The 15,297-nt window shown below is 59.6% G+C and carries 19 protein-coding genes and 1 pseudogene; 6 read left to right on the top strand and 14 right to left on the bottom strand.

The features are described 5' to 3' along the window. Positions 1-3: 3 nt before the first annotated feature. Both C934_RS0113580 and lgt read right to left on the bottom strand, forming a co-directional pair. Positions 4-1,104: a class I SAM-dependent methyltransferase gene (locus tag C934_RS0113580; RefSeq protein WP_018857224.1), complete on the bottom strand. Its 1,101-nt coding sequence runs from the start codon at positions 1,102-1,104 to the stop codon at positions 4-6. 25 nt (positions 1,105-1,129) lie between these two features. After that, the gene (lgt, locus tag C934_RS0113575; protein WP_026371796.1) at positions 1,130-2,011 is read right to left on the bottom strand and encodes a prolipoprotein diacylglyceryl transferase; all 882 of its coding nucleotides are present in this window, start codon (positions 2,009-2,011) and stop codon (positions 1,130-1,132) included. A gap of 280 nt (positions 2,012-2,291) precedes the next feature. Between lgt and C934_RS0113560 the strand changes: the two genes are divergently transcribed. The 4 genes from C934_RS0113560 (at position 2,292) to C934_RS0113545 (ending at position 4,617) form a co-directional block, all read left to right on the top strand. Further along, positions 2,292-2,552, top strand: coding sequence for an accessory factor UbiK family protein (locus C934_RS0113560; RefSeq protein WP_007534115.1), 261 nt, complete (start codon positions 2,292-2,294; stop codon positions 2,550-2,552). A 392-nt stretch (positions 2,553-2,944) separates the two neighbouring features. After that, entirely contained in the window at positions 2,945-3,445 is a 501-nt protein-coding gene (locus C934_RS0113555) for a YbjN domain-containing protein (RefSeq protein WP_018857221.1), read from the top strand. Then, positions 3,446-4,264: a pyrroline-5-carboxylate reductase gene (proC, locus tag C934_RS0113550; RefSeq protein WP_018857220.1), complete on the top strand. Its 819-nt coding sequence runs from the start codon at positions 3,446-3,448 to the stop codon at positions 4,262-4,264. An 11-nt stretch (positions 4,265-4,275) separates the two neighbouring features. Continuing rightward, positions 4,276-4,617 (top strand): tRNA-binding protein, encoded by a 342-nt coding sequence (locus C934_RS0113545; protein ID WP_018857219.1) that lies wholly within the window; start codon positions 4,276-4,278, stop codon positions 4,615-4,617. On the opposite strand, the gene C934_RS0113540 is transcribed toward C934_RS0113545, so the two are convergent. From C934_RS0113540 to C934_RS0113510, 6 genes are all read right to left on the bottom strand, one after another. Beyond that, entirely contained in the window at positions 4,618-5,199 is a 582-nt protein-coding gene (locus C934_RS0113540; RefSeq protein WP_026371795.1) for a DUF1349 domain-containing protein, read from the bottom strand. A gap of 7 nt (positions 5,200-5,206) precedes the next feature. Next, complete coding sequence (locus tag C934_RS0113535; protein ID WP_018857217.1) at positions 5,207-6,586, bottom strand: ATP-binding protein; 1,380 nt, start codon at positions 6,584-6,586, stop codon at positions 5,207-5,209. 28 nt (positions 6,587-6,614) lie between these two features. Beyond that, entirely contained in the window at positions 6,615-7,316 is a 702-nt protein-coding gene (locus C934_RS0113530) for a response regulator (RefSeq protein WP_018857216.1), read from the bottom strand. Continuing rightward, a complete protein-coding gene (locus tag C934_RS0113525) occupies positions 7,317-7,814 on the bottom strand; it encodes a MarR family winged helix-turn-helix transcriptional regulator (protein WP_018857215.1) in 498 nt (165 codons plus the stop codon). A gap of 523 nt (positions 7,815-8,337) precedes the next feature. After that, positions 8,338-8,604: a hypothetical protein gene (locus C934_RS0113515; RefSeq protein ID WP_018857214.1), complete on the bottom strand. Its 267-nt coding sequence runs from the start codon at positions 8,602-8,604 to the stop codon at positions 8,338-8,340. 238 nt (positions 8,605-8,842) lie between these two features. Next, positions 8,843-9,451 (bottom strand): DUF1236 domain-containing protein, encoded by a 609-nt coding sequence (locus tag C934_RS0113510; protein ID WP_018857213.1) that lies wholly within the window; start codon positions 9,449-9,451, stop codon positions 8,843-8,845. Between the two features lie 217 nt (positions 9,452-9,668). Between C934_RS0113510 and C934_RS0113505 the strand changes: the two genes are divergently transcribed. After that, complete coding sequence (locus C934_RS0113505; RefSeq protein ID WP_018857212.1) at positions 9,669-10,316, top strand: MBL fold metallo-hydrolase; 648 nt, start codon at positions 9,669-9,671, stop codon at positions 10,314-10,316. Positions 10,317-10,378: 62 nt separating this feature from the next. On the opposite strand, the gene C934_RS0113500 is transcribed toward C934_RS0113505, so the two are convergent. From C934_RS0113500 to C934_RS0113490, 3 genes are all read right to left on the bottom strand, one after another. Continuing rightward, a complete protein-coding gene (locus C934_RS0113500) occupies positions 10,379-10,789 on the bottom strand; it encodes a BA14K family protein (protein ID WP_018857211.1) in 411 nt (136 codons plus the stop codon). A gap of 141 nt (positions 10,790-10,930) precedes the next feature. Continuing rightward, complete coding sequence (locus C934_RS0113495) at positions 10,931-11,146, bottom strand: cold-shock protein (protein WP_007534130.1); 216 nt, start codon at positions 11,144-11,146, stop codon at positions 10,931-10,933. 465 nt (positions 11,147-11,611) lie between these two features. Further along, complete coding sequence (locus tag C934_RS0113490; protein WP_018857210.1) at positions 11,612-12,526, bottom strand: DMT family transporter; 915 nt, start codon at positions 12,524-12,526, stop codon at positions 11,612-11,614. A gap of 103 nt (positions 12,527-12,629) precedes the next feature. Between C934_RS0113490 and C934_RS0113485 the strand changes: the two genes are divergently transcribed. Beyond that, positions 12,630-13,115 carry a hypothetical protein gene (locus tag C934_RS0113485; RefSeq protein ID WP_018857209.1) on the top strand — a complete coding sequence of 162 codons (486 nt, stop codon included), beginning with the start codon at positions 12,630-12,632 and terminating at the stop codon, positions 13,113-13,115. Positions 13,116-13,123: 8 nt separating this feature from the next. Here C934_RS0113485 and C934_RS0113480 read toward each other — a convergent pair whose 3' ends face one another. The 3 genes and pseudogenes from C934_RS0113480 to C934_RS0113470 form a co-directional block, all read right to left on the bottom strand. Continuing rightward, the gene (locus C934_RS0113480) at positions 13,124-14,272 is read right to left on the bottom strand and encodes a PQQ-dependent sugar dehydrogenase (protein ID WP_018857208.1); all 1,149 of its coding nucleotides are present in this window, start codon (positions 14,270-14,272) and stop codon (positions 13,124-13,126) included. A 166-nt stretch (positions 14,273-14,438) separates the two neighbouring features. Then, positions 14,439-14,756: pseudogene (locus C934_RS31950) on the bottom strand (class GN sortase); the annotation flags it as partial. Beyond that, entirely contained in the window at positions 14,753-15,127 is a 375-nt protein-coding gene (locus C934_RS0113470; RefSeq protein ID WP_018857206.1) for a hypothetical protein, read from the bottom strand. The pseudogene C934_RS31950 and the gene C934_RS0113470, both read right to left, overlap by 4 nt. Positions 15,128-15,297 lie beyond the last annotated feature (170 nt).

The following is a 15,297-nucleotide window of genomic DNA, read 5'->3' as shown; positions in this document are numbered from 1 at the left end:
CTGTCAATCCACCGAACGGAAGGGCATCAAATCCACCGTCGGGTGCGAGACCGCCAGCACCTTGAAGAGTTCGCCCATACGCCCTTCACCTTCGGCGGCCAGTCGGTCGACTGCGGTCTGGATGATTTGCTGCGTATGTGGTGCTCGATCCCGGCCAAGCACAGCAGCGCGATCGAGAATGCCGAGACCGACGAGAAAATCGCCCTGGTGAAGCATGCCGTTGACGTGGACCCCGGCCGCAGTGGCGGTCTGTGCCAATGCCTGGAAATCGACGTGGCTCGTCAGGTCCGCTTCACCGGGATGCGCCAGAGGCGGATCATACTCATGCATGCGCACCGCCTGCAGCGTGTCGCCGTAGCCACTCACAACGTGCCCATAGTCAATGGCGACAAGCGTCCCGCCATGTTCTTTCAGGCGATCGCAGATCGATAGCATCACCGACTGGCGCGCCGGCGAGACTTCGAAGATTGTTCCCGGAAGTACGTCCTCTTCCGGCCAGGGGAGGAGGCTTGAATCGATCCCGGCCACGCCGGCGCCGAATGTCAGTTCGCCTGCTGCGTCGACGCCCACCATCCGCTCGCGGAAGCCCGCCGGCGTCCGCACGAACTGACGGATCGGAATCGCATCGAACAACTCATTTGCCGCGACGAGCGAGAATCCCGGCGGGACTTCATCGAAGCCCTGATGCCAGCTGACCTTGTCGCCGTGGGACGCCAGCGTCTCCTGCTGGATGTCGCGCAGCCGTTCGCTTGTCTCGACGAGGTGCACGGTCATGTCTCCGAAAAGCGGCGGCGCGATACGGGAAATGACGCGCAGCATATCCGACATCATCGTGCCGCGACCGGGACCGATTTCGATGAGACGGACACCTTTGGGCGTCCCGTGTCGCTGCCAGGCATGGACGATGAAGACGCCGATCATCTCGCCAAAAAGCTGGCTTACCTCGGGTGCAGTCACGAAGTCACCTGTGCGGCCAAAAGGCTCGCGGGTCCTGTAGTAGCCATGTTCGGGGTCGGCGAGGCACAGCGAAAAAAAGTCCGTGACGCTGATCGGGCCGTTCGCCTGAATGATAGCCTTGATCTTCTCACCGAGCGCGGTGCTCATGAATGCCCCTCCTGTCCGGCTGCGATCAGTGCTGCAGGGCAGCCTGACGGCGAGCGCGAAGCATGGCCCAGATTCCCAGCAATACCATCGGCGTGGAAAGCACCATGCCCATGGTGAGCCAATTGGTGCCCAGCAGGTAGCCCAGCTGGGCATCCGGTTCGCGGAAGAATTCGACGAAAATGCGGGAAAGCGCGTAGCCGCAGACGAAAACGCCGGTGACGAAGCCAGGGATCTTCAGTGCGCGGAAGCCGTAGATCAGCATGGCGAGAACCAGGAGGAGCACGATGCCCTCCAGACCTGCCTCGTAGAGCTGGCTGGGGTGGCGAACAAAGTCGCCGCCGGGGCAGTAACCGTCGGCCCGCTCGATATATTGGTTACAGAAAACCATGCCCCAAGGCACATCGGTCAAGCGCCCCCAAAGCTCACCATTGATGAAGTTGGCGACGCGGCCGCAGAACAGGCCGATCGGGACTACTGCTGCGACAATATCGAACAGGCTCCAGATCGGTATGCTGTTGCGCCGCGCGAAGACGATCATCGCGATGGTGGTGCCCGTCAGGCCGCCGTGGAAGGACATGCCGCCATTCCATATCTGTATCGCCCGGATCGGGCTCTCGATGACAGCAGGCATGTCGTAGAAGAGGATGTAGCCGATGCGGCCGCCGAGGACGATGCCGAGCGCGACCCAGATGATGAAATCGTCCAGTTGCACCTTGGTGATCGGGGACACGTCGCCCGGCCACAGCTTGTTGTTCCCGGCGATCTGACGCGCATAGTACCAGCCGAGCATGATGCCGGCGACATAGGCAAGTCCGTACCAGTGAATTGAGAGGGGGCCGAGCGAAAAGGCGATCGGGTCGATCTCGGGGAACGGCATGATCGCCATGAAATTGGCTGCTGTCGGCAAGGTTGTCCCATTCGGTGGCGCAAAGCCCGGAATATGGAATCGGGCGTCTGACGCGGTTCAGTTCAAGGCGTCCTTTGCGACTTTCTGAAGGCGCGCCAAGCTTGATGTGGGCGGAAGATGGCGCTGCGATCAAGAGCGGTCAAGTCGATTGTTGGCGATCGGAGGCCGCCGGCTGGCTTATCCAGAGCAAACCGCTTGCATCCTCCGCGGCGAAGCCCTACCTCATTCTTGAGGGGCCGAAGTGGCCCTAACTGGTCTATAGCAAAGGGAGAAAATCGCCATGACGACTGGAGCAAACCGCATCATGGACGAGTTCGCCAAGCTGATGACGGATGCGGCCGGCGCTGCCCAGGGTGTGCGCAAGGAAATCGAGACAGCCTTCAATGCGCAGGCGGAGCGCTGGCTCAATACGCTCGACATCGTGAAGCGCGAGGAATTCGAGGTCGTACGCGAAATGGCGATCAAGGCGCGCGATGAAAATGATGCGCTGCTTGCGCGGATCGCCGCCCTTGAAGAGAAGCTTGCGGCCAAGGGCAAGTAATTCCCGTTGTGAGACAGGCCGTGGTGTGACCTTTATGAGACAGACCGCGGCTGCGGCCTAAAAACCAGGTGCGGTTATCCACCTGTGGACACTGCCAAAAAGATCAATGGGCAGAGTCATTTAAACCCTCCTTCTGAATCTAAACCCGAAAAGCTTTCCACAGTGCCGTTCCCTAAAACGGCCTTCAGGGGCTGGCGTGTCGCCGAGCCCGTTATACACTGATTTTAAATGATGATTCGAAGCGGTTGGTAAGCTCCAGGCAGGTTTGACTGCGTTAAGTCTGGTAGTGGTTCAACGGTCATCACGGTTGGTGGTTCCGGCTGTTGCGTGTGTTCTCCTTGTGTCTCGTTGACGAAGTTGGTTCGCATTCACTCCGGTCAAGAAGGTGCTGCATGAGCCTCATGGAATTGGAAGTCGAGCGTCAGTCGAACCCGGTCGATATGATCGAGTATGTCGCCGCCAATAACGACTGGTCTTTCGAGCGGTCGGGTGACGACGAAATTGCGATGACGGTTGAAGGGAAGTGGGCCGACTACCACGTTTCCTTTTCCTGGATGGAAGAGTTCGAGGCGCTGCACCTTGGCTGCGCCTTCGACGTCAAGGTTCCCGAACAGCGCGTTAACGAGGTCACCAAGCTCTTGGCCGCGATCAACGGCCAGGTCCTGATGGGACACTTCGATCTTTGGCGCCAGGAAGATGTCATCATCTTCCGTCAGTCGCTGCTGCTTGCCGGCGGTGCGGAGCCGACCAATCGACAGGTCGAGGTTTTGCTCGCTAGTGCGCTCGATACCTGTGAGGCGTACTATCAAGCGTTCCAGTTCGTGATCTGGTCGGGCATGGAGGCGAACCGCGCCATGGAAGCGGTTCTCTTCGAAACCGTCGGCGAGGCGTAAATGTCATCCGCATCTTCAGGTCCTATCGTTCTTATCGGTGCCGGCAATATGGGGGGCGCAATGCTCTCTGGCTGGCTGAAGAGCGGAGTGGCCGGTTCTTCCATCGTCGTCATCGATCCCGGTCCGTCCGAGCAGATGATGAAAACAATCAACGATGCCGGCGTAACGCACGTTACCTCGGCTCCTGCCGGGCTGACGGCAGGCGTTCTCTTTCTGGCGGTCAAGCCACAGGTGATGGATGCCGTGCTGCCTCCGGTCAAGGGAACGGTGGGATCAGAAACCGTCGTTGTGTCGGTCGCCGCCGGAAAGACGCTGTTGTTTCTTGAAAAGCATCTCGGTGAGGCTGCGATGGTGCGCGCTATGCCGAACACCCCGGCCATGGTCGGTCGTGGTGTTACGGGTGCGTTTGCCAATGCCCGCGTCACCGATGCGCAGCGTGAGCACGTCCATTCTCTCTTGCGTGTATCCGGTCCGGTAGAATGGGTTCCAACCGAAGCCGACATCGATGCCGTTACGGCGCTGTCGGGAAGCGGACCGGCTTATGTGTTTTATCTCGTCGAGTGTATGGCAGAGGCAGGCCGTAAACTTGGCTTGCAGGCGGACCTTGCCATGCGTCTTGCACGGGAAACGGTCGCGGGGGCTGGTGAGCTTTTGCACCAGTCCCCCGACGACGCCTCGCGGCTGCGGCAGAACGTGACATCGCCGGGCGGCACGACCGCCGCCGCGCTTTCGGTCCTGATGGCCGAGGACGCGATGCAGCCTCTTTTCGACAAGGCCCTCGCGGCAGCGCGCAGGCGCGCCGAAGAGCTTGCCGGCTGAGGACAACCTGCATGGCTGACGAAATCACCTATGCCGACTTCGAGCGTGTCGACATTCGTGTCGGTACGATCGTCGAGGCAAGTCCGTTTCCGGAGGCGCGAAAGCCGGCCTTCAAGCTGCTGATCGACTTCGGGCCAGAGATCGGTCTCAAGAAGTCGTCGGCCCAGATTACGGTTCACTATACGCCCGAGAGCCTTGTCGGTCGGCAGGTTCTCGGCGTGGTGAACTTTCCGCCACGGCAGATCGGCCCGGTCCGCTCGGAAGTCCTGACCTTGGGCTTCGAGGATGAGGCGGGAGCGATCGTTCTTGCAGGAACCGACAAGCCCGTACCGAACGGCAAGAAGCTGATGTGATCAGTGGATCTCGCGCGACAGCGGATCGGTCAGCGAGAAATCGTGGAATACGGCTTCGAAGCCGGCGCGTTGCGGCGAGCAGAATACCGGCCCGACGGCAACCTCTGCATACGCCGGATCGAACCACGCAAGGCGTGCCATGCGCCAATCTTCCATGCGGTCCGTTCTGTATTGAATGAACAGCGCATCGCCATTGCGTGTCACCCGCACGCCCATGCGCTCGAATGTGTGGTCGAGCCGAAAGGCTGACCAATCGGAATTGCCGTTGGTCACGACGACGCTGAAATGCATGGCGCCATCGGTATATTCGATCCCGCATTTCATCCAATGCGTGGCATCAGCCCGTACCATGAGGCCAGCCTGATCGTAGAGTTCCTGGTAGCGTCCCGAGAAGGAAACCTCGGCGGTGAAGTCGCCTTGTCGCGACCGGTGCAGGAAATGTCCGTCGTCGCGGTGGAAGCCGTAATATGTCCCCTGCCAGAAATCGGTCTTGGGTCCCGACCAGACATGCAAATCCCCGCCGCGCATCTCGAAGCGAGGCGGCGGGTTCAGCCATGTCATTGAGCTCGTGTCCATCGTCATCTTTTCCTCACGCGGGCAGGCGGACGGTCGCCCGAAGGCCACCCAGAGGGCTGTCGCCAAGCGTGACGTTGCCGCCGTGGCTTCGTGCGATGTCGCGAGCGATTGCGAGGCCCAGGCCGGTGCCCGAGGCATCGAGATTTCGGGCTTCGTCGAGCCGGAAGAACGGCTTGAAGACGTCCTCGCGGTTCCTTTCTGGAATCCCCGGGCCGTCATCGTCAAAGGTGATCGTCAGCCACTTGGCGCTGTGCCTGGCGTTGATGTCGAGCGTGTTGGCGTAGCGGCGGGCATTTGAGGCTAGGTTGGTCACAAGGCGCGTGAAGGCGTTCGGGCGCACCAAGATCTCGTCGTCTCCGTCGATCGAGTATGTAAGCTTCTTGCCGTCGTGAAGTTCGAAGTCTGCCGCCACTCGTGCGAAGAGCTCGCTGAGCTTCAGGTCGCCAACGTCCTCTTCGACCTCGCTTCGGGCAAACGCCATGTAGGCCTCGAGCATCGACTGCATATCGTTGACATCGTCGTTCAGGCCGTGAAGCTCCGGATTTTCGCCGGCCAGTGCCAGCTGCAGCTTGAAGCGGGTCAGGATCGTGCGCAGATCGTGGCTCACTCCGGTCAGCATCGCCGTGCGTTGCTCGATCTGTCGCTCGATGCGCTCGCGCATCAGAATGAAGGCAAGGCCCGCACGACGAACCTCATCTGCGCCACGCGGGTGGAAGTTGTCGGCCTTCTGCCCCTTGCCGAAGTTTTCGGCGGCGTTGGCCAGCGCTAGGATCGGGCGGATCTGCCCGCGCAGGAAGAGGATCGATATGCCAATCAGGACCAGCGAGGCGCCAACCATCCACACAATGAAGATGTGAGTGTTGGAGGCATAGGTCGAGCTGCGCCGTGCCAATACGCGAAGGATCTTGTCTTCCAGCTTGATGCGGATCTCGACGAGGCTGGAGTCGCCGAGCGTGTCGATCCAGAAGGGGCGCTTGATCTGATCGCTGATCTCGTCGCTCAGGATACCGTCCAGGATGGAGAAGAAGGGCTTTGTGCGTGGCGATGGCAGATCGCCGTCCGGTTCGATCGAGATCTGCAAGTTCATCTGATCGCGTGCGATACGGGTGACTTCGCTAAAGTCCGTATCTTGCGGATAAGTCTCGATGATCTGGATGATGGCCGCTATGTCGCGCGTGACGGCAGCTGAAAGGCGTTGGGTCACCATCTGCCAGTGGCGCTCCATGAATACGGCGGCGACAACAGACTGCAGGAGCACCATGGGGATAATGATGATCAGCAGCGAGCGGACGTACAGGCCCGTCGGCAGATAGAGCCGAAATCTGCGCAGCATCCACCGCCAGCCGCGGGCGGGCGAGCGGTCGTCGCGCCGAAGAGAGTCGAATGTCACCATTTGGCCGCTGGTCCTGGGGTTGCGACTGTCAATCGATGCTCAATCGGTATCCTATACCACGAACCGTCTGCAGCCAGACCGGATTTGCGGGATCGTCCTCGATCTTGCGTCTCAGGCGATTGATCTGCACATCGATGGTGCGCTCACCGACATCAACATCGTTGCCGATAAGCTCGTGTCGCGGAATGGTATCGCCGGCGCGTTTGGCGAACAGCAGCATGATTTCCTGCTCGCGATCCGTCAGCCGGACGACTTCGGACGCCTTCTTCAGCTCCTTGCGTGTGAGCGAGAAGGTATATGGTCCGAACATCACCTGTTCGATTTTCGGCGCATCGTTCGAGACATTGCGGCGCAGGATGTTGTTGACGCGCAGCACGAGCTCGCGTGGGTCGAAGGGCTTGGCCAGATAATCGTCGGCGCCTGCCTCGAGGCCCTCAATGCGGCTGCCTGACTCCGCCAGCGCCGTGAGCATGATGATTGGCACGTTCTTGATCGTGCGCAGACCCCTGGTCACTTCGATCCCGGACTCACCCGGCATCATGACGTCCATGATGATGAGGTCGAAATCCAAGCCGGCAAGCTTGCGTTGAGCTTCCGCGCCATCCGCGGCCACGGTCACCCGGAAGCCGTTCTCGGTCAAATAGCGGTTGAGCAGGGCGCGGATACGCGTGTCGTCATCCACAACAAGCAAGTGCGCAGCGTCGTCCGAAATCACTGTCTTTGTCGCCATTCAATCCGCTCTCGAGTTTGGTCTATTCCGCATACCTCTGAGGAAGGCCTTTATGCCTTCCCGTACCTCCGGAGAAGCCCCGTCGAATGCTCTCTCAATACGGCGCGATTGCGGCTCCGCCAGAGCAAGAGCAAGCTCGCGCCCCATCTTGGTAGGATAGAGCTTGCGCTGCCGCCTGTCTTCAGGCCCCGCAATCTGTCGAATATACCCCGAATCAATGAGTTGTTTGAGCACTCTTGCAAGACTCTGCTTGGTTATCTTCAACGTATCCAGCAGATCGGCAACCGTCATGCCCGGGTTGCGGTTAACAAAGTGAACGACACGGTGGTGCGCGCGCCCGAAGCCGATCTCTGCCAGGATGGCGTCAGGATCCGAAACGAAGTCACGATAGGAGAAGAACAGAAGCTCGATGATCTCAAAATCGATGGTTTCTGTGTTTTCCATCGGCATTTTCAGCAGTTCGGGCTTGCCCGCCTTTGGGCTCGTCTGGCGTGCCAATTTGGCATTTCCTTTCTTGTTGCGCACCTCGCGGGAAGCTCAGATAAAAATATGCCAGCATTTGACGTATCTTTGCGCCGTTGCTTGCTTCCCCCACGCGTCGCGAAGCCGGAAGGGGATGCCGTTTCCACCGGAAATTTGGCCCCACTTCGCAAACTTCATCACAATGCGTAATTTTCCCCTTTGTCAGTGGATAAAACGTATCGGGGATAACAATCAACAACAATGGCGTACGGGCAGCGGAGGAGAGCGAACGGCTGCGGTGCGTTCGTTCAGTGGAAAAACGCAAAGATCCGCGTGTCGACCTATGGGTTTCACGCCGCAAACCTGGTGTTCATGGGAGAACACGGCTGGGCTGTGACGGAAATCGGGCCACACCGGTTTATGCCGGCGACGATCAGCGAAACACTGATGAGCGACTATGTAAGAGAGATAGATCGCGTGGCCGCTGCCGCCGACTATCCTTCAGCAAAGGACAGCGACCGGGTTCCCAGGGAGCCTCGGCCGCTTCTCGATGGGCTATCTATCGTGCGCGGGCGGCTACCGCTCCTACGATCGTCGACAGGATGCCGCCGCCGATCAGGCCGCCGATACCGTCGGCAATCAAACCGGTCATTGCAGCTTCGCCGCCGACCATGCTGAGCAGCATGCCACCGCCGATGCCACCGATCGCGCCGGCGATCGTCCGGGCGACGGTATTGATTGCAACCTGCTTCAACGCGCCGCTTGCGACATTGCCGCCGACTGCACCCGCTATTACCTGTGTGATGATGGGCAATAAGGCTTCCACGATTTCCCTCCTTCGCGTTTCCTCAAACGCCACTGCCGGCTGCGCGATCCGAAAGGATAGCCAGCCCTACAGGCGATCCGACCTCCGACCGGGAGCAGGGGATATCGTCTGAATTTCAGTATTTTATCATGATTGAATATTTAGTGGAATGGAGAGCAACCCACGCGTGAAAGTTTTCCACGCTGTCTGCGCAAAAAAAGGCGCCCGCGGGGCGCCTTTTCCATGTTGTGCGTTACAATCAGTTGTAGACGTAAACGATGCGGCGGCTGCCGGGGTCCACAAGGACCGGTCGATCGTTGATTCGAACATACCGATACTGATAGTCCGGAATTTCCTGGAACGTCACATCAGCCGGCACGGAAGCACCCACGACGACATCGCCACCGAGGCGCACGGTCTGTGCCGGATTGGTCTGGACATAGGTCGTGACGGTTTCAGGTGGGGTAACGGCGTCGACGGAGCCAACCGGTCCAAGCAACTCGTCGCCCGGTGCCGGCTCAGGAGCGACGCTTGCCGTCGTCTCATAGGTCACGACGGGAACGCCTAGATCGGACTGGTGCTGCTCGACGACGACGGTGCTGCCACCCTGTTCGACCTGCAGATACTGAGCATAGACCCAGCCACGCACGCCGTTGACGTCAACACGGCACCAGCGGCTTCCCTGGATGCAACCATCCAGCATTGCCTGCGAGCCGCGCGTCGCAATTCCGATTGAGGGATATTGCGGACCGGGGCCTGCGCGAACGTTCAGATCGTTGATGGCCGTGGCAACCATGTCCGCCTGGGCAAGACCGGCGCTTCCCACGACGATCGCGCCAGCCAGGAACAGATTTCGCTTCAAGGTCATCTCGTTTCTCCTTGTCTTAATACAGGCAAGTAACGTTTGGGGTGCAGACGATGTTCCGCCGCCTTCGCTTTCGCCGGTAAACGATTGTATCGACGTGTTAAATTCGAACGTGGCTGGTGATCGAACCCTGAAGCCAGACTGTGTTCACTAAATCGCGGGCTGCGCACGGTGTGATTTCGGCCTATAGGAACCCGGGACAAAGACAAGCGAGGCACTCATGGGCATGCTCCAGGCTGGCATTATTCCGGTGACACCATTTCAGCAGAACTGCACGATCCTCTTCGACCCGGAGACCAAGGAAGGCGTCGTTGTCGATCCCGGCGGTGATGTCCCGGCGATCCTCGAGGCCATCACGGCGAACGGGTTCGACATCAAGGAAATCTGGCTGACACATGGCCATCTCGACCACGCAGGTGGAGCTAGGGAGCTCAAGGAAGCCCTTAACATCGATATCGTCGGTCCGCACGAGGACGATCTTCCCTTGCTGCAGCGGATCGAGACCCAGGCGCAAAAGTATGGCATCCCGTCGGGCATGCAGAATGTCGTTCCGGATCGTTGGCTGAAGGATGGCGACAAGGTCTCGTTTGGCACGCACGAGTTCGAGGTGTACCACACACCAGGCCACGCGCCCGGCCATGTCATCTACTTCAATCGCGCACAGAATTTTGCCCATCTGGGCGATGTGCTTTTCAACGGCTCGATCGGTCGGACGGATCTACCCGGGGGCAATCACCAGCAACTGCTCGATTCGATCCGCGACAAGGTCTTGCCGCTGGGCGATGACGTCGGCTTCATTTGCGGACACGGGCCGGGCAGCCGGATCGGCGACGAGCGACGGAGCAATCCCTTCCTGCAAGGGATCTGAGCACCCAAAACAAAAGCGCCGCTGAGAGGCGGCGCTTCGTGTTTGATTGCGCGTTCAAGCGATTAGCCGGCGTTGCAGAAGTGGCTCCGGCCATCGTTGCCGATAAATGTGCCGCTGCGCGGGTCAAACGACCGGTAGCGATAGGAGCAGTAGCGTTCCCACTGCGGAGTCCAGGGCTCGATGTCGGCGGCAACCGGACGATAGTAGCGGGGCGGGGGAGCGCGATAGACCGGAACGGCTTCGTATTCCGGGTCGTAGGGCGGGTCGATGTAGCGCGGCTCATCATAACGCGGCGCGCTTGCAATGGCTGAACCCACAATCAGACCCGTTGCAAGGCCGACGGCGCCACCGACAAGCGCATCATCGCCATGGTGGTGACGGTGCCAGTCACCAGCCGACGCGACCCCGATCGATGATACTGCGAGGGCAGCAGCGGTTGCCGTCATAAGGAGCGTCTTCGCAAGCCTGTTCATTTGTATTTCCCTGTTTTAACCGATACCGGTTCTGCACCTTGATGATGGCAAGGTAAGGGCCGCGATCTGAATGCAGGCTGAATGACAAAACCCGGCATCGCTGCCGGGCTTCAACTCGAATTGACAGCGTTGGCTAGAGGCTCAGCCTGCGATCTGCAGGTTGACAGCCTTGGGGCCCTTGCCGCGGCGGTCCGGCTCCGTGTCGAAGCTAACCTTCTGATTCTCCGTCAGTCCGGCCAAGCCAGAAGCCTGAACGGCAGAAATGTGTACAAAGATGTCCGCGCCGCCCTTGTCCGGCTTGATAAAGCCAAAACCTTTGTCGGTGTTGAAGAATTTTACTGTGCCAGTCTCGGCCATGCGTCAGGTCCTTTTATCTCTGCCCGCCATCCACACGGGCAGCATCACTGATATTGCCTCCTCACGGAGACGTTAGCAGGCAATTATTGAAATGTGAGAAAAAGGTCCCCTCTAGCACAACCAAACTCACCACGGGACTGACGCCCGCTTTCTCGGAATTGGTTGACCGGAATTTTAGCGTCTCCGGCGCGCACATTCTCAAGGACTTCCCATGCTCGCAAAATGCCCGAACACGGTGAGAGTGCTGCGATTATTAAATTTTGGCAAGCAAAAGTTTTTTAACGCGTCTGTGCTGAAAGGCACCTATAGGAGGCATTTTTGCACGCCCAGAGCAAAATTTTGGTCGTTAGCCGCCGCCGAGCAACGCTTTATATCGTTGGCAATATAGTTTGGGAGCAGATTTTGCCAAAAATGCAACGCTAACGCGACTACGCAAAGGCTAAAGTTTTTTTCTTTTCCGGGCGTTCAACCCAAGTTTGGGCTCGGTTTCAACCTCTCCGAAGCTCGACGGCGCGTAATTTCGGGCACCACCTCAACCAGAAGCATGGCGGTGAACATTAGCGCGCAGCCGGCGTAGCCGAGCGGCGGCATGGTTTCGCCCAGCAGCAGAGCGCCGAGCGAGGCGCCGAAGAGTGCTTCAGATGACAGGAAGATCGCTGCCTGCGACGAGGTCGTGTAGCGCTGGCCGATGACCTGCAGCGAGAAGGCGACACCGGACGAGAATATCCCGACGTAGAGGATCTCGGGGGCTGCCGCCCAGACCGCTGCCCAACTGATCGGTTCCGCGACGATGGCAACGACGAGCGCGCAGGCCCCGGTCACCGCAAACTGGGCGGTCGAAAGGGTAAGCGGGCGCCCGGTTTCGGACACTGTGATGCCGGCCAGGGTGATCTGCCCGGCCCAGAAGACCGCGCAGACGACCGTGAGCAGATCACCGGTCGTCAGTGCCGAGAGTTGGCCACCGGACAACATGTAGATGCCGGAAACGGCCATGATCGCGCCGGGCCAGATGATCCAGTGCGGGGAGCGGCGCAGGAAGACGACAGCGATCAGGGGGACGATCACAACGTAGAGGCCGGTGATGAAGCTCGAATTCGTCACGGTCGTCGTCTGCAGGCCGATCTGCTGGGTGGCGGCGCCACCGAATAGCGCAAGACCCGTCAGCAGATAGAGCTTGAGATGGCGCGGCGCGGTCTTTACCCGCGCCTTGCGGGCTTCGAAGAGCATGAACGGCAGGACCGCGACTGCGGCAATCACGAAGCGCAGGCCAATGAACCAGAACGGACCGATTGCCTTCATTGCCGTCGACTGCGCGACAAAGCCGCCGCCCCAGATGGCAGCTGCAAGCAATAGAAGGAGGTTCGCCTGAATGCGCGTCATGTCGTCCTCGGTGCGGGAGAGTATGGGCGAGCGTTAGCAGTTGCCTTTGGTTTGGGCAAGGGTGAAGAATGTCGCCACTGGGTAAGCGCCTGAGAGCAAACGGATGGCAACGAAAACGGTTTCATCGGCGGACGAAAAGGCTGCGCCGCGACAACAGCGCCATGATGCGCCAGCGGGGTATTGCGGCAACTCGCTCACGCGAAAGCTCGGCCTGAGGGAAGGGCAGGCGGCGCTGCTGATCGGTGTACCCGAGATCGCCGAGATACAATCCTTTGAGCATTTCTCCTCCGTTACGAAAGCTTTGCCATCAATGATTGAGCGTCGCTTCGACTACGTGCATGTTTTCGAAGCCCGCCGGGTAGTCCTGGAAGGTATTGCCCGGGCTGTATCGGGCGCTCTCAAGCCCGACGGGATGCTTTGGATTTCCTGGCCCAAGAAGGCGGCGCGGGTGCCGACCACAGTCACCGAAGACGTTCTGCGATCGATATTCGTGCCTTTGGGGCTGGTTGACGTCAAAGTCTGCGCTGTCGATGAGACATGGTCCGCCCTGAAGTTTATGTTTCGAAAGGAACTGCGCGCCGGCCTCTAGGCTTAGTGTCAACCATTGTTTACCGGCGCCCGCGACACTCTTAGCAAGGCACCATCGTCTTCATCCGTGAGGAGCAGCAGGGCGCCGTCGGGTGCGACGATCACATCACGCATGCGGCCATAGGAGCCGTCGAAAATCCGCTCCTCGGCGACGAAAGCTCCGCCTTCATCGCGCTGCATTCGCGACAGCAGCTGGAACTTCAGCGCAGCAACGAGAAAGTTGCCGTCCCATTCGGGAAACATCTTGCCGCGATAAATGGCCAATGCTCCCGGCGCGATCGACGGGTCCCAATAATAAAGCGGTTGCTCAAGCCCTTCCTTGGCTGTGCCTTCGCCGATCTCGGCGCCCGAATAGTCGCGTCCGTAGGTTATGATCGGCCAGCCGTAGTTTTTGCCGGGCTCGATGTAGTTGATTTCGTCACCGCCGCGGGCGCCGTGCTCCGCCGTGTAGAGCTTGCCGTCTGCGGCATCGAAGGCGATGCCCTGCGGATTGCGATGGCCCTTCGACCAGACCTCCGGAAGCGCCTTGCCGCCGTCCTTGAAGGGATTGTCGGTGGGAATGCTGCCATCGGCGTTGATGTGGATGATGGAGCCGGCATCGTCCTTCCAATCCTGGGCACGATCCCTGTCACCACGGTCACCGACACTGATGAACAGCGAGCCGTCCTTGCCGAACGCTATGCGGGAGCCGTACTGGATGTTGCCGCCGGTGAAGCGCTTCATCGTGAAGATGGATTTGACGTCGTTCAGCCTTGTTCCATCATTTGACAGCGTGGCGCTGAATACCTCGGTGCCGGAGCCGCCCCTGGCCCTGGTCGCGGCCGTGAGGAATATCTGGCGACTTGTTGCAAAATCAGGCGCGATCGCAACGTCCATCAGACCACCTTGCCCCCGGGCGCTGACTTCAGGGACGCCGGCGATGGGGGCAGAGAGCTTGCCGTCGCGTATGATGCGCAGCCGTCCCGGTCGTTCGGTAACGAGATAGGAACCATCAGGGAGCACCTCCACGGCCCAGGGGTGCTCGAGGCCTGTTGCAATGGTGTCGACTTGAACCTCAACCGTCTTCGTCTTGACGATGTCGGCAGAAAAGCTTGGGGAGGCGGCCAATGCCGCGGTTGCGAGAAAGAAGCCGAATGGAAGCCGTGCAAGTGTCGTCATGGTCTGTCCCAATGCCTGTCGTCTGGTCAACGTGGAGCGTCGTCCACCGGCTTCAACCTCATTCGCGTGGGATAACGGCTTTGTGTTTGCCGATGGCGAGGCGACGATCGGTCGCGGGTAGACGAGTGGGGACCTCTGCTTCGGTGGCGAGATCCGCCCACGGTCAAGGCCTGGTGTCTTCGCTACGAAGTTCGGCGGCAAAGGAGTGCTGCGAGAGAATTTGCGACAGTTCGGCCTTGGCCTTGATATAGAGCCCGCCGGCGATCAGCACCGTTCCGTAAAGCGCAAGAGCGGCGATGCTAACGACAATTGCCTTCTCGATGACGGAGAGACGGGGCAGGCGCATACGGTTTTCCTGCGCTGTATTCGCGTCGTAAGCGGTTGCCGCCGCCGTCGCCATGGCGAGCTCGATATAGGTCGGAAGCGGGCCGAATTCGTCCGCCTCGTGGTTTCGAACTCTGGGTCCCGAATTCACGGGCGTCATTGGCTGGCTCCGGCAAAGACGCCGTGTAGTCGCCTGCGCCAGATGGCCAGCCCGCATGTCGCGACCAGTGCGGCTAGAAGCATAAGGCTGCCGCGGGTGATCCGTTCGTCAGCGCCTGTCGCCCTTTGCGGCAGCTTTACCGACACGGAGTTCTGTGCGCCAAGCCCCACTGCCATTACCGTTGGCGCGGCTGCCATTTGCGATGTGGCTGACTGTGCGGACACCTGCTGGCTTTCTTCGGCGTAGACCGTCGTTACCAGCCCGAAGGTCATAAGGATCGACGCAGCGAAAGCCACAACTGCAACCAGTAGTGAGATGGATACGCGACGGGCGCGAAGGCGCCTGATGACAAACTCGTCTTCCAGAAACATGGGTATGCCCTCAATAACCAATGCCGGATGCAACAAAATGGGGCTTCGATCTCGGCGTGCTCGCGACCGAATTGCGGCAGGCCTCGGCATTTGTTGCGACCAATTCGTGGCAAGGGCCAAAAGTGCCGAGGATTTTGATTTCCGGGCGTAAATCGCAACTCTCTTCAGAA

Origin of the sequence: Rhizobium sp. 42MFCr.1, from assembly GCF_000377185.1 — a bacterium.
Classification (GTDB): Bacteria; Pseudomonadota; Alphaproteobacteria; order Rhizobiales; family Rhizobiaceae; genus Rhizobium; species Rhizobium altiplani.
This window is presented reverse-complemented; position numbering and strand designations above follow the sequence as displayed.